The sequence below is a fragment of the Rhodococcus sp. HNM0563 genome (assembly GCF_012726195.1).
Classification (GTDB): Bacteria; Actinomycetota; Actinomycetes; order Mycobacteriales; family Mycobacteriaceae; genus Rhodococcus.
The window spans coordinates 307,825-321,258 of the sequence record NZ_JAASAF010000007.1 but is presented as its reverse complement, the minus strand read 5'-3'; the positions used below and the strand labels follow the sequence as shown (position 1 = coordinate 321,258).

At 62.6% G+C, this 13,434-nt stretch carries 11 protein-coding genes; 5 read left to right on the top strand and 6 right to left on the bottom strand.

The window, feature by feature from the left end:
• Positions 1-91: 91 nt before the first annotated feature.
• Positions 92-883, bottom strand: coding sequence for a class II aldolase/adducin family protein (locus HCA61_RS18470; RefSeq protein WP_169689634.1), 792 nt, complete (start codon positions 881-883; stop codon positions 92-94).
• A gap of 351 nt (positions 884-1,234) precedes the next feature.
• On the opposite strand from HCA61_RS18470, the gene HCA61_RS18465 reads away from it, so the two are divergent.
• The 5 genes from HCA61_RS18465 (at position 1,235) to HCA61_RS18445 (ending at position 6,944) form a co-directional block, all read left to right on the top strand.
• The gene (locus tag HCA61_RS18465) at positions 1,235-2,608 is read left to right on the top strand and encodes an MFS transporter (protein ID WP_169689633.1); all 1,374 of its coding nucleotides are present in this window, start codon (positions 1,235-1,237) and stop codon (positions 2,606-2,608) included.
• Positions 2,609-2,806: 198 nt separating this feature from the next.
• Positions 2,807-3,430: an HD domain-containing protein gene (locus HCA61_RS18460; RefSeq protein ID WP_240959769.1), complete on the top strand. Its 624-nt coding sequence runs from the start codon at positions 2,807-2,809 to the stop codon at positions 3,428-3,430.
• 86 nt (positions 3,431-3,516) lie between these two features.
• A complete protein-coding gene (locus tag HCA61_RS18455; protein ID WP_169689632.1) occupies positions 3,517-5,169 on the top strand; it encodes a class I adenylate-forming enzyme family protein in 1,653 nt (550 codons plus the stop codon).
• Between the two features lie 542 nt (positions 5,170-5,711).
• Entirely contained in the window at positions 5,712-6,506 is a 795-nt protein-coding gene (locus HCA61_RS18450; protein WP_346777593.1) for a TetR/AcrR family transcriptional regulator, read from the top strand.
• A 174-nt stretch (positions 6,507-6,680) separates the two neighbouring features.
• Entirely contained in the window at positions 6,681-6,944 is a 264-nt protein-coding gene (locus HCA61_RS18445; protein ID WP_169689631.1) for a hypothetical protein, read from the top strand.
• A 449-nt stretch (positions 6,945-7,393) separates the two neighbouring features.
• Here the strand turns inward: HCA61_RS18445 and HCA61_RS18440 are convergent, their stop codons facing one another.
• From HCA61_RS18440 to HCA61_RS18420, 5 genes are read right to left on the bottom strand one after another with little or no spacing between them, the layout of a single operon-like run.
• Positions 7,394-8,200, bottom strand: coding sequence for an ATP-binding cassette domain-containing protein (locus tag HCA61_RS18440; protein ID WP_169689630.1), 807 nt, complete (start codon positions 8,198-8,200; stop codon positions 7,394-7,396).
• Positions 8,197-9,252, bottom strand: coding sequence for an ABC transporter ATP-binding protein (locus tag HCA61_RS18435; protein ID WP_169689629.1), 1,056 nt, complete (start codon positions 9,250-9,252; stop codon positions 8,197-8,199). Before HCA61_RS18435 ends, HCA61_RS18440 begins: the two co-directional genes overlap by 4 nt.
• Positions 9,239-10,126, bottom strand: coding sequence for an ABC transporter permease (locus tag HCA61_RS18430; protein WP_240959768.1), 888 nt, complete (start codon positions 10,124-10,126; stop codon positions 9,239-9,241). Before HCA61_RS18430 ends, HCA61_RS18435 begins: the two co-directional genes overlap by 14 nt.
• Entirely contained in the window at positions 10,123-11,082 is a 960-nt protein-coding gene (locus tag HCA61_RS18425) for an ABC transporter permease (protein WP_240959767.1), read from the bottom strand. Before HCA61_RS18425 ends, HCA61_RS18430 begins: the two co-directional genes overlap by 4 nt.
• A gap of 48 nt (positions 11,083-11,130) precedes the next feature.
• Positions 11,131-12,618, bottom strand: coding sequence for an ABC transporter substrate-binding protein (locus tag HCA61_RS18420; RefSeq protein WP_240959765.1), 1,488 nt, complete (start codon positions 12,616-12,618; stop codon positions 11,131-11,133).
• Positions 12,619-13,434: the final 816 nt, after the last annotated feature.

Below are 13,434 nucleotides of genomic sequence, written 5' to 3'. Positions count from 1 at the left end.
CCTGTGTCACGGCTTCCTCGACCACACCGGACTTTCCTTGTGAGCAGTACTCACCCAATTAACGAAAGGTCTTTAGGTTGGATGGATGCCCTCAGTCGAGCACACCGGGATCGATCCGGAGCAGTCTGCGGACCGCGCCGGCCCAGTAGACGCCCGCAGCGCGCTCTACGAGCGCCTTCTGCATCGCGGACCGGATGCTCTTCTCGATCGGCAGGGGCTCTTTGCCCAGCAGCAGGATGTCGTAGGCAAGTCGGCAGAACCGGTCGATCGACGCCGCGCGGTAGACCGCGAGTTCGATCGTGTCGGCGGTGGTGATGATGCCGTGACTGGCGAGGATCACGTTGTTACAGTCGCCGATCCGGTCCGCGAGATCCTTGCCCATTTCGGCGTCGTTGACCTCGCCACCGTACTCGTCGACCAGAGACAAGTCGTCGTCGTACAGACTGCCGGTCTGGTGCGCGATCATCGGCAGCACACCGACGGCGGCCAGCAAGGTCACATAGTACGGGTGGTTGTGGATGACCACCCGTGCATCCGGCCGACGTCGATGCAATTCGGTATGGATGTGATAAGCGGGCGTTACGTCCCACTTCCCTTCGATCACAACACCGTTCGAATCGACACGGCACACGTCGGAGGCCGAGACCTCCTCCCACCACAACCCCCACGGGTTGATCAAGAGGCTGGAGTCGTCCCGGTCTGCCCACGTGATGTGGCCGGCCATGTTCTCGCTGAAGCCGTCATGCGCCAACGTCCGGAACGCACAGGCAAGACTCTGCTCGTTCGTGAGGTCGACGCCGATCGGTGGAGTGGCACGCGGACTCCACTCGACCGCAGGATCCGTATCCGCTCCGGTCGTCGCCGGTTCGTCGTACACGATCATAACGCCCTCCAGAAGTTGAGATCGGGATCACAGATTAGGGATGGCCCGAACTCTAACTGACAAAGATTGGCAATGGAAGCAAATGCCACTCAATCGATTGATTGACTTCCGTCGATGGTAGTCCTATATTTGTGACGCACGCCATCCAGCGTGGACATCCATCTCCCCGCCCCTTCGTGTTGACCCGCGGGTGACCGACTCCAAACGCCCCCAGGAGCAGAAATCGATGAACGCCGGTGAGGTCGGGGATCGAAACAGTCCGGGAGAATTGCTCTCCCGGATACTGAACCGCCGGCGTGACACTCCGCTCCCACGCTTCCGTCGAGGCTTGTCGCGACAAGGAGAACAGGCATGACGTCGTCGTCACGCAACGACACTCCGCAGAATCCTGAGGCCGCCCCCTCGTCCACGTTCAGAGCCAAGGCGCGGATGATCCTGGCCGTCAACATGGGTAACTCATTGGAGTGGTTCGACTGGACCGTCTTCGCGATCTTCGCGGTCTACTTCTCGAACCAGTTCTTCCACTCGGCCAACGAGGTGTCGAACCTCCTCTCCACGATGGCTGTGTTCGCCGCCGGATTCGTCATGCGCCCGATCGGCGGCTTGCTGTTCGGTCTCGTCGCCGATCGACGGGGACGCAAATTCGTCATGGTACTGACGATGACGCTCGTCGCCGCATCGAGTGTCCTTATCGCAGTGGCACCCACCTACGACCAAATCGGCGTGTTCGCCTCCCTGTGGCTGCTACTGGTTCGGTGCATCCAGGGCGTGGCCCACGGCGGTGAGCAGGGCGGTTCATACACCTACATCGCCGAAGTCGCGCGCCCGGACAACCGCGCACTGTGGGGCAGCACGATCATCATGTCCACCGTCGGCGGAACGGTACTCGCCACCCTCCTCGGCGCCCTCATGCGCACCGCGATCGACTCTGACGCAATGGCCGACTGGGGATGGCGCATTCCGTTCCTGATCGGCGGTGCTCTCGGCTTCTTCGCGCTCTATCTGCGTCGCGGTCTTGAAGAATCCGCGGCCTTCGCTGATCACTCCAACGAGGACAACGAGCCCATCACGCAGTCGTCGGCACGATCGGCACTACACGACATCTGGGCGCAGCGCGGTTCGATCCTGCGGGTGGTCTTACTGGTCGGCGGCACCTCGGTCTTCTCGTACACCTGGTCGGTAAACGCACCCGCATACGCCATCAGCTTCCACCACGTGAACGACAAACTGGCGATGTGGGCTGGGGTAGCCGCCAACCTCGTCTTCATTGCCGCCTTACCACTCGCAGCGCTCCTCGCGGACCGCTTCGGACGACGCCTCAACAACATCGTGTGGGGACTCGCGGTGGCCTGTATTGCCTTCCCGTTGTCGGGGATGCTCGATGACTCGGCCCGCACCCTGGCCGTGACGATGTCTCTCGCGCTGGTCATCCAAGCGTTGGCCGCCAGCACTCAGGTCGCGTGGTTCGCCGAACTGTTCGCGACCAAGACCCGCGCCGCGGGCATCGGGATCGCAGTGTCGCTCGCGGGCGCGATCTTCGGAGGTACCGCGCCGTACCTCAATTCGTGGCTGACGTCCCGCGGCGCAGCGGACACGTTCACCTGGTACGTCATCGTGCTCGCGCTGGCTGCTGCCGTGACCGCCTACTTCACCCACGAGACCAAGGGCATCGACCTCACCGAAGCCAAGAAGACCTCGCAAAAAACGGCAGCCCGCGTGGACTGACCATTCGATACACCTCGAGGATCGCGGCATACACTCCAGACTGAACCTGACCCGGGTTGTCGCCACAGCCGCTCGTCCAATCAGACGCCGGAGCTCGACGGAGCCACAGCACCGACTCTCCCGATCCGGCGACCGAATCAACACCCATTCGCACATAGCGCTTTTCACATCAATTCAATCGAAATACGAGGAGCTGACATGGTCGACGACACTCGCACAGTTGATTTCACCAGGATGGACGACGCGACTCGCCCGGAGATGGAGCTGATTCAGTCCATGGCCGCGATCCACCGGCGTGACAACTGGCTTCCCACAATCTTGCGGTTGCTCGAGGCGATGAAGGGCAACACCTTCGGCTATCGCGTCGATCGCTACGAACATTCGCTGCAATCCGCGACGCGCGCCTATCGAGAGGGCGCCAGCACCGATCTCGTGATGGCCGCACTTCTGCACGACATAGGCGACGATCTGTGTCCAGATAATCACGCCGCCGTTGCGGCCGCGATTCTGCAGCCGGTCCTCAATGACGAAGCAGTGTGGGTCATCAAGCACCACGGCGTGTTCCAAACCTTCCACTATGGAGACAACCTCGGCATCCCGACCGACAGCCGTGAACGGTATCGAGATTCTCCGTATTTCGATTCGTGCGCGCATTTCTGCGCTGCTTGGGATCAGGAGTCGTTCGACCCGAACTACGACACCGAATCACTCGAGTTCTTCATGCCGATGCTCGAAGAAGTCTTCTCACGCCCGCCCCGCTCATGGAGCGAGCAGGACGTGGCGTGGTCGCGCGAGACGCCTGCCGATCCGGAACCCTCGTAGCTCGAGGCGCTTCGTTTGAGCTCGACCAAACATCGATCCGGTCGCCGCTGCGACGCGCACCCATCATCCCCCAACAGGAGCAGTACATGAATCTGATCGACACCGCCACGGCACGGCAGTACGTCGAGTCCGGTTGGTGGGGAACCGAACCACTGCACGAAATCATCCGGGCGCAGGCCGCCGCAACCCCGGAACGACCCGCTTTCATCACACCGTCGGAGAGAATCTCGTGGCACACGTACGACTGTGTAGCAGACGATCTGGCCGCCGCGTTGGTGGCGCTGGGTCTACCGACTGGAGCCCGGGTCGCGGTCCAGTTGCCGGACACCTTCCTCGTCCACGCCGCACTTGTCGCGGCTGCGAGGGCCGGCGTCGTCGCGGTCGGCATCGGTGCACGGGCGGGAACTCGGGAAATTGCCCACCTCATCCGCAAAACCCAGGCACTCACCCTGATCAGCATCGAAACCCTCGGCGGTCGGTCATCGGCACAACTGGTGCAGGAACTGCAAGGGCGGGACGTGTCGCTCGACTTCCACATCGTGCTGTCGGATCGCGGCGTGGACCGGATCACCGACGTCCGCGGTTCCGAGCCGCGCTCAATGGAGCCCGGTCGGGCAAGCCGGTCGGCGGTGGCTGCCCGCAGCATCGGACCGAACGATCTGTGCATGCTCAACTCGACGTCCGGAACGACCGGTCTCCCCAAATGCGTAACGCAGTTCGACAATCGATGGATGGCCTTCAGCCGCCTCGCGATCGAAGCCGGCGAACTGGGCGACAACGAAATCTTCCTCGGTGGCGTTCCGGCACCGTTCGGGTTCGGCCTGTGGACATCGCACTATGCCCCGGCGATCCTCGGCGCACCCACCGTCGTACTCCCCAAGTTCAATGCCGAGACCATGATCCGGATGATCGCCAAGGAGCAGGTGACAGTCCTGTGCTGCGTGAGCACGCAGTTCCGGATGCTGCTCAACTCACCACTGGCCGACGAGGAGGATTTGTCCTCGCTCCGGGTGATGTTCACCGGCGGTGAGGCCGTACCGCCGGATCGTGCGGCCGAGTTCGAGGCGCGCACGGGTGCCACGGTTCTCCAGTTCTTCGGGTCGAACGAGAGTGGCGCCTTCAGCGTCACCCGAGTCTCCGACACACCCGCCCAGAGGCTGAGCACCTCCGGTCGACTCATTCCCGACATGAACGTACGGTTGTTCGACGACCGGGGACGAGACGTCACGGCCACCGGAGGTCCCGGGCAACCTGGTGGACGGGGTCCGCTGGCATGCGCAGGCTATTACGAAGACGCTGCCGCCAACGCTCAGCTGTACACACCAGACGGTTGGATGCTGATGGGTGACGTCGTCACGATCGAGGACGGCTTTCTTACGCCCGTGGGCCGCACATCCGACATCATTATTCGCGGCGGGAAGAACATCTCTGCATCCCAGGTCGAGCAGGAGGTGGAATCCCATCCGGCCGTCGATCTGTCCGGCGTGGTTGCCGTACCGGACTCGGTGTTCGGCGAGCGGGTCTGTGCTGTTGTCAGTCTCCGCCCCGAACATGAGCTCACACTGTCCCAGCTCACCGAGCATCTCACCGGTCGCGGTGTGTCCAAGGAGCTCCACCCGGAGCACCTCGTGGTCGTCGACCACCTGCCCCGTTCTTCGGGTGGCAAGGTAGCGAAGGGCGAGATCCGCACGATCGCACTTGACTCCGTCGCCGCGTCGTCGAATGTCAGCGTGTCGTGAACAAGGTCAAACCGCCGACGTCTACACGTGTTGGGAGATCCTGCGCAGCAGAGCCGGAATCGAACAACATTCGTTGCCGAACGGGTTCGAGAGTGCTGGGCCGAATTATCCAGAGGCTGCGCCGAATCCGATGTTCAGCAGGCCACCTCACAACACTCCTGCGCGTTGACACCCCCGTTGACGTTTGCGAACATCGTCAGGCAGCTCTGATCGTGAAGCGGCCCTCGAGTGGCGACGGTCGCGGAGCTCGTCTGATACCTGATGTACAACCGCACTCGACACGGTGGGACATGCCCTTCCGAGCAGGGCTTCGAGCTCCCATTCTCCGAAGGTCTGCGCAACATCGAACGTGGACCGCGACCTGGTCGACTCATGAGAAGTCGCTTCTCCACACCCTTACCCGCCCATGCGGCGATCCCGGTGGACGCTCGAAGTCACACTCCCGTATGACCGGCACGTTCGTGTAGTCGGCCCCGACCCGCTGCTAGCCTCGGCTACGGCACTTGCACAGAGATTGTCAGTCCGGACACGAAAGGTGAACAGTGGCAGCCAGTCGGCGTCAGATGATCCTGGCAGAATCCTCTCGGTTATTCTCCGAACGCGGACTGTCTGCAACGACGATCCGTGAGATTGCCGATGCTGTCGGCCTGAACTCCGGGACGCTGTATCACTACTTCAGCTCGAAGGACGCCATCTTCTCCGAGATCCTGATGGGCTTCCTGACCGACCTGGTGCAGGGCTACGATGCCGTCCTGACCGGGGGCGGAACGGCCCGACACCGCCTCACACTGATGGTCCGAATCTCGCTCGAAGTCGCAGACCAACACCCCTACGCCACCGAGATCTACCAAAACGAGTACGAGAATCTGAGCGCGCTTCCCGACTACGCTGAGATCGCGAAGGCTGTCGAATCGTCACATCGTGCCTGGTACGGCGTCGCCGAAGAAGGCGTGAGCGCCGGGGAATTCAATTCGCGCATAGATATCTTCGAGTTCCAGAGGATGATGCGCGAGTGCGTATTCCAGTCGGTCAGGTGGCATCGGAACACCCTCGCCACCGATATCGAAACGATCACTGCTACTGTCACATCGGTCTTCCTCGACGGCTTCGCGCCGGCTCGAACCGAACAATCCGAGGCAACGCTGCAGCCGGCGCCAGCGAACGAACAGCGCGAACAAATTCCCGCCGCGGAGCCCGACCTCGAGCCATCCACCGGCATTGTGGACGAACTTCGCTCCGAACTCGACGAGCTGCGCTCCGATCTACATGCCATGCGCAACCTCATGGAGTCGTTGGCCAACCCACCCCGTGCACACCAAAGCGACAGCGGTAGCTGACGTTCCGCCGGTGAGTGCGGCCCGCGCACAACCTCGGCCACGTACCTTCGGAACGAGCGAGGAGGGCCGTAATGAGAGGTGGGGCTGTCCCATGGGAGGGGACACCGGGGACACGCTGACCTCCCCGGCTCTACAACGATCATTTTGCATTGCTGCTGTGGGCGGCAGGACAGTATGAGATCAACTCTGGCAATCAAGGACTGCTGTCACCTGAGCCAGCGCCTCGAACGGGAACTGATCGCGGCAGGTGAACAAGCGGTCCTGGTGCCCAGCGAAGCTCAGGCGATGGTGCACAACTGCCCAGACCTCAGCCCCATCGATACGCTTGCGGTCGTCCGAGCAGCCTTGCACGAGCCAGGCCTGTCCGACGCTCATCTCGACGGCGTCGAATGTGAGATCCGGCTCATGGTCGATCACCGCCAAGAACCTCGTGGCTGAACGCAGTCACATCATTGCACGGCTGCTCTGGCACCTGAACTCGATCCAGGCTGGACACTGCCCACGAAAGCGGGGCGAACCAGTGCTTTTCGTAAGATCGAGGCGTATACGACAGCGTTCATGGGCCCGGCCATCCATCGGACCGGACTGACTCAGGCCTGCCGACATGACGAGGCACGAGCACGAGTACTGTTGTCACGGCGCAAAGCCAACGGAGATGACGGCATGGAAGCACCGCGCATCCCCAAACGTCGGCTCCCCGATGTCGTTATCGACTCCGACTCCGACAAATCATCCTTACGATGCGCTCCGGGAGATCGTGATAAACGTGGTGCTCAGCCGCGAGAGCAATTGGTACTGCACTGGTCGAATGCACCTCAGACATCACTGACTTCTCCGAAGGCCTGCGCGCCGTTCTCAATGCGTGGAGCTTCATCGAGCCGCTTCGACTAAACTTGCCGTTCGACCCGGGGGACTGGCACGGGGATGGCTTCGAGGAGCTGTTGAGTGTAGCTCTCGCGGGGATCGGTGTAGATCTGGTCGACCGTGCCGGTTTCCACGACCTCTCCGGACTTCATGACCAGGACCCGGTCGGCGATGACCTCGATGAGCGCCAGATCGTGGCACACGAACAGGTAGGCGAGCCCGAGTTCTTCCTGCAGGTCGCGCAACAGATTGAGGACCTGGGCACGCACCGAGACGTCAAGGGCCGCGACGGGTTCGTCGCACACGATCATTTTCGGTTGGAGGGTCAACGCGCGGGCTATCGCCACTCGCTGAAGCTGTCCACCGGACAGCTCGGCCGGATACCTCCCGAGATACCGTGCGCCGATACCCACCTTGTCCAGCAGCCCCTCGGCGCGACGCCGACAAGCCGGGCGGTCCATGTCGGTATGCACGATGAGTGGCTCCACGACCGCGTCGAGCACCATCATCCGCGGGTCGAGCGAACTGTGCGGATCCTGGAAGATCATCTGCATGCCGCGCCGCATTTCGCGCAGCCGAGCAGGTTTGGCGGCGAGCACGTCTTCCCCGTCGAACATGACTGTGCCCGAGTCCGATTCGACCAATCGAAGCACCATCCGCCCGACCGTGGACTTACCCGCACCGGATTCGCCCACCACAGCAAGACATTCGCCGGAATCGAGAGTGAAGGACACATCGCGCACGGCGTGCGTCCATCCGGTGCGGCGCCCCAGCAGGTTCCGCCCGGTCGGGAACGACTTCGTCAGGTTCGCTACCTCGAGCAGGCTCATGATCCCGTCACTCCTTGCAGTTCCAGGTCGGTCACGCGCAGGCAGCGTGCGGAACGACCGGATATGGTCTCGTCCAACGTCGGGTGGATGCTGTCGCAGAGCCCCGTCCGGGCGTGGGCGCAGCGGTCGTGGAAGTGACAGCCGGCAGGCCACTCCCCCGCGGCGGGGATACGCCCGGGAATCGAAGCCAGCCGTCGGCCGGCGCTCATGCCGGGCCGCGGGATCGACGACAGCAGTCCCGACGTATACGGATGCTGCGGGGTGAAGAAGACCTCGTCGACCATGCCGTCTTCGATGACCTCCCCCGCATACATGACGACCACACGCCGGCACAGTTCCGCCACGACCCCGAGGTCGTGCGTGACGAACAACAGTGCCACTCCTGTCTGTTCCTGCAGGTCCTGCAGCAATTGCAGGATCGTCTTCTGCACTGTCACATCCAACGCCGTCGTCGGCTCGTCCGCGATCAGCAACCGCGGGTTGCAGGCCATGACCATCGCGATCATCACGCGCTGACACATCCCACCGCTGAACGCGTGCGGATACTCGCGCACTCGATCAGCGGCACGCGGAATCTGTACCATGTCGAGCATCTCGACTGCGCGAGCCATTGCAGCTTTGCGATCGAGACCAAGGTGCTTGCGGACCGACTCTGCGATCTGGTCGCCGACGGTGTAGGCGGGATTGAGACTGCGGATGGGTTGCTGGAAGATCATGCCCATCCCGGTGCCACGCAACGCCCGCCACTCCGCCTGCGGTGCCGACACCAGGTCACGCCCTTCGAATTCCACACTGCCGCGAGAAATCCGACCGCCGGTGTCTCCGGTCAAACCCATCACTGCGAGAGACGACACGGTCTTACCTGATCCGGACTCACCGACCAGAGCGACCGATTCACCGGCCGCGACGTCGAACGACACGCCCTGCACAGCAGTCACCCACTCCTTGCGACCGGTGCGGAACTGGACCGTCAGGTCGCGCACCCGAACCAACGGTGAGGTGGAGTCCGACGGGGTCTTCTCGAGATGCGTGAGTGCGTCAGTTGCCGCCATGTCGACTCCTCGTCAGAGCGCGGCGAACTCCGTCGCCGAGGTAGGTGAACGCGAGCACGGTCAGGAAGATCATCACGCCGGGCGGCCACACCAGGTACGGGGCGAGCTGCATATTCGACGCGGCAGTGCTGAGCATCGCTCCCCAGCTCGCAGCCGGCGGCGCCGCACCGAGCCCCAGAAAACTCAGGCTCGCCTCAGCCGCAACCGCAGTGCCGAGCGACACCGAGATCACCAACACGATCGGCGGCATCACGTTCGGAAGTATGTGTCGCGAGATCGTGCGGAAGGTACTGCATCCCAGTGCCACCGACGCTTCGATGTAGGTGTCGCCTCGCACGTCCATCGTCGAGGCCCGCGCCACCCTGAAGAACCGGGGTGCCATCACCAAGCCCACCGCGAGCATGGCATTGGTGATACCCGAACCGAGGACCGCGACGATCGTGATCGCCAGGACGAGCGACGGCGCGCTCATCAACGCGTCCATGATGCGGGTGAGGACGGTGTCCACCCAGCTGCCGCGATACCCGGCGACCACCCCCAGCGGAAGCCCGAGGACGAGGGCCAGCGCGACGGCCTGCAACGAGGCCTGCAGAGAGATGCGGACTCCGAAGATCAGCCGGCTCAACACGTCCCGGCCGTAATCGTCGGTACCCAGCCAATGCGCAGACGACAGCGGCTGTAACCGGTTCGCCACCTCCTGTGCATAGGGGTCGTAGGGAGCGATCAACGGCGCGAAGATCGCCATCAGCACCAGCAGCAGCACGAATGCCCCGGCGATCACCATCACCGGACGCCGCCGCGCGAACCCCCACACCCGCCCGGCGGTCCCGTGAATGCGCTCGGACGCGGTTATGGTAGGCAGAGTCGTTGTCATGTGCGCACCTTCGGGTTGAAGTAGCCGTACGAGATGTCGACCAGCAGATTCACGATCACCACCACGCACGTGGTAAACAACACGAACCCGAGCAAGACCGGAACGTCATGGTTCTGCACACTGTTGACCGCGAGGCTGCCCATACCCGGCATGCTGTAGATGATCTCGATCGTCACCGCACCGCCGAGCACCTCCGCGACCCGGAATCCGAGCACCGTCACGACCGGAATACACGCGTTTTTCAACCCGTGCTTGAGGACGACGCTCGCCAGCCCCAGCCCGCGTGCCTTCGCGTTGAGGATGTAGTCACTGCCCATCACCTGACCGAGTGCCGACCGCAATTGCACCGTCACCTCCGCTGCCGGTAGCAGGGCCAGTGCCACACCCGGCAACACCAGGTGCTGGAACCACGGCACCACACCGTCCGCAAGTGGTACGTACCCGAAGGCCGGGAAGATCTGGTTCGACACCGCGAACACCGACACCAGTACCAGGCCGAACCAGAACGCCGGGATCGCGATCGCGACCGAGGCGATCACGTTGATCGCGCGGTCGATCACGCCTCCGGGGCGCAGCGATCCCAGCACCCCCATGACCACACCGATCACGACCGCCAACACCATCGCGAAGCCTACGAGCGACAAGGTGGTCGCCATCCGTCGCAACAGCAGTTCGGCCACCGACTGGTCCGAGAGCAGCGACACACCGAGGTCGCCCTGCAGGATGCCCCCCACCCAGTCCAGATACCGCACGAACACGTTCTGGTCCAAACCCAACGTGGCCCGCAACAGCTCGAGTCGCTCCGGAGTCGGATCCTCCCCCGCAAGAATCACCGCCGGATCGCCCGGCGCCAGATCGATCAACAAGAATATCAACAACGGCACGATCAACAGCAGCGGAATCGCCGCCAGCAACCGTCGGCCGACATAACGCAACATCGTCAACCCCCAGTCCATCTCAGCAGGTATCGGTGTCTCAGCAGTATCGGTGTCGGAAAGAGAGGGCTACTTGGTCATGCCCACGTGCCGCACGTCGAAGATGCCGAGATTGACCCACGGCATGTCCTCGGTGCCGGTCACCTTGGCGGTGGAGACCGTGGCGTTGGTCTGGTTGCAGATCGGCACGAACATCGCTTCCTTCAACGTCAGATCCCAGATCTGGTTGTAGATCGGCGCCCGCTCTTCTTGCGACAGGGTCGGATCAGCGGCCTGCGCCGCAAGTTCCTTGATCTGCTGGTTGCCGTTTCCGAAGTCATACGGACCCGTCACGAAGGCGCTGACCGTCTCTGCAGGATCCACCTTGGGGCTGAAGCTGTTGGAGACAATCGACTGGAAGTCACCCGCGATGTAGCGGGGCTCGCTCTGCGTGATGGGAACCGGGTTCAGCTCGGCGTCGATCCCGGCCTGCGACAGCGCAGACTGAAGGACATTTGCCGGCTTCTCCGTGCTGGCGCCCGCTGCGAACGTCAACGTGACCTTCGCGCCGCCGACGGACTGCACCAAACTCTTTGCCTTCTCCAAATCAAACGTGTAGGGGTACTCGTATTCGTCGTCAGCAGGCCAGCTTCCCGGGGGATATATCTGACGCTGCGGCATGCAGGTTCCGGAGAACATCTGGCTGATTGCTTCAGGATCGATCGCGGACGCCACAGCCTGACGAACCTCTGGCTTGGCGAGATCACCCTGCGGTCGTATGAACACGCCGAACACATTGCGATAGGGCACCTCGATCAGGCTCATCGCGCCGCGGCTTGCCATCGCTTTAACCTCGGTCACCTCGTTGGCCGAGCTCATCCACGTCAGATCCGTCTCGCCTGTCTTGAGTCCGTTGAGTCGAGTGGTCGCGTCCGGGATCCACGTGAACTCCATGCCCGCAACCTTCCCTGCTTCTGGGTCCCAATTGGTGCCTTCAGCGCGGGCCAGGGTGACCGACTCCTCGGGCACGTAAGAGGCGACGACGTAGGCGCCGGAGCCGGACTGGCCCGGATTGTTGCGCAGGTCCGCACCCGTCTCGATGGCCTTGGGGCTGACCATCATTCCCGCATTCGAGCTGAAGACACCGGGCAGCTCCACGCCGGTGCCCGAGGCGAGTTGCAGACGCACGGTGTGGTCGTCGACGACCTCGACGTTCGTGATGTTCTTCAGCGCGGCGACGACTGTGCTGCCCTCCATCGTCTGTCCGCGCTGAATGTTGGCCTCGACAGCTGCCGCGTCGAATGGCGTGCCGTCGTGGAATGTCACGTCGCCACGCAGCTTCAACTCGAGGTATGAACCGTCCGGTCCGAACGTCCAAGATTCCGCCAGTCCGGGAATCAGGTTTCCTTGGGCGTCGACCATGGTCAGCCTGTCGAAGACCGGTGTCAGATAGCTCCACCCGCCGGAGCTGGCCTGAAGGTAAGGGTCGAGGTTACGGGTCGGCGCATTCGAGGTGATGCGCAGGACTGCGTTCGGATCAAGCTCACTACCTGAGGCGGCGGATCCCTGTGGAGACAACGCGGCACCGCCGCCGCACCCAGCCAACACGGTGGCTGCGACGGTGACTGTCGCAGCCCAGCAAATCCCTCGAATAGTCCTGTATCCCATGCATGTCCTCCTTAGAGCGGTGGACACTGCGTGTCCTTCCGAGTTGAGAATGATGGCTTACGCCATGAACGATCTGACTTGCAGGCGCTTAAGGTGGCGGACCGGGACGCAATCGGATGTAGATGCCAGCGGCGGACATCGTAGTGGCAGCTCGTCGACCACTATTGTCGGCGAGCTATGACCGGCGTGAGCACCGGACTTGGGTTCCTTCCGGATATCGACAGTCAGTCGCTGCGGTAACCCGTCGCGGGCCGACGACCTCCCGAAGGTGCGGAACGATCGACGCCAGTGCCATCGTCGGATGGTCGAAAGGGATACCTGTTTCTACGAGCCGCAGAAGTGTGCCGTCGCGTCCTAGTACGGGATTCCCTGTGGCGCTCAAGCGCGTTCCGGTCCAACCCGATCTTGTCGAAGTAGTGGTGTCCCTGGAACAAGCCGTGATGTTCGACCACCCGCATAGTCTCCTCGTCCAGGTACGGCCTGAGGATCGACGCTGCCAACTCTGCGTGGTTAGCCAGACCCATCGCGTCCCCACATTATGCAGAGTGCCGCCGGGACCCTGTCTACACGCGCAACCTCACGAAACGCACGCGTCGCGGTCAGTGAGTGTTCGTAGCGGTCGACACGGTACCCGAGCGTCGGCCCCTTCAAAAAGGGTTGAGCAGTCGATCATGGTGTCGACCGGCGTCATCTTCAAGCGCTCCTTCGACAGCACACCGATGAAGG

What these genes read in the sequence shown, in the direction of transcription:
- HCA61_RS18440 (WP_169689630.1), bottom strand. Translation starts at nt 8,200, where the DNA reads ATGAGCCTGCTCGAGGTAGCGAACCTGACGAAGTCGTTCCCGACCGGG.
- HCA61_RS18445 (WP_169689631.1), top strand. Translation starts at nt 6,681, where the DNA reads ATGAGATCAACTCTGGCAATCAAGGACTGCTGTCACCTGAGCCAGCGC.
- HCA61_RS18460 (WP_240959769.1), top strand. Translation starts at nt 2,807, where the DNA reads ATGGTCGACGACACTCGCACAGTTGATTTCACCAGGATGGACGACGCG.
- HCA61_RS18465 (WP_169689633.1), top strand. Translation starts at nt 1,235, where the DNA reads ATGACGTCGTCGTCACGCAACGACACTCCGCAGAATCCTGAGGCCGCC.
- HCA61_RS18470 (WP_169689634.1), bottom strand. Translation starts at nt 883, where the DNA reads ATGATCGTGTACGACGAACCGGCGACGACCGGAGCGGATACGGATCCT.
- HCA61_RS18430 (WP_240959768.1), bottom strand. Translation starts at nt 10,126, where the DNA reads ATGACAACGACTCTGCCTACCATAACCGCGTCCGAGCGCATTCACGGG.
- HCA61_RS18455 (WP_169689632.1), top strand. Translation starts at nt 3,517, where the DNA reads ATGAATCTGATCGACACCGCCACGGCACGGCAGTACGTCGAGTCCGGT.
- HCA61_RS18425 (WP_240959767.1), bottom strand. Translation starts at nt 11,082, where the DNA reads ATGGACTGGGGGTTGACGATGTTGCGTTATGTCGGCCGACGGTTGCTG.
- HCA61_RS18435 (WP_169689629.1), bottom strand. Translation starts at nt 9,252, where the DNA reads ATGGCGGCAACTGACGCACTCACGCATCTCGAGAAGACCCCGTCGGAC.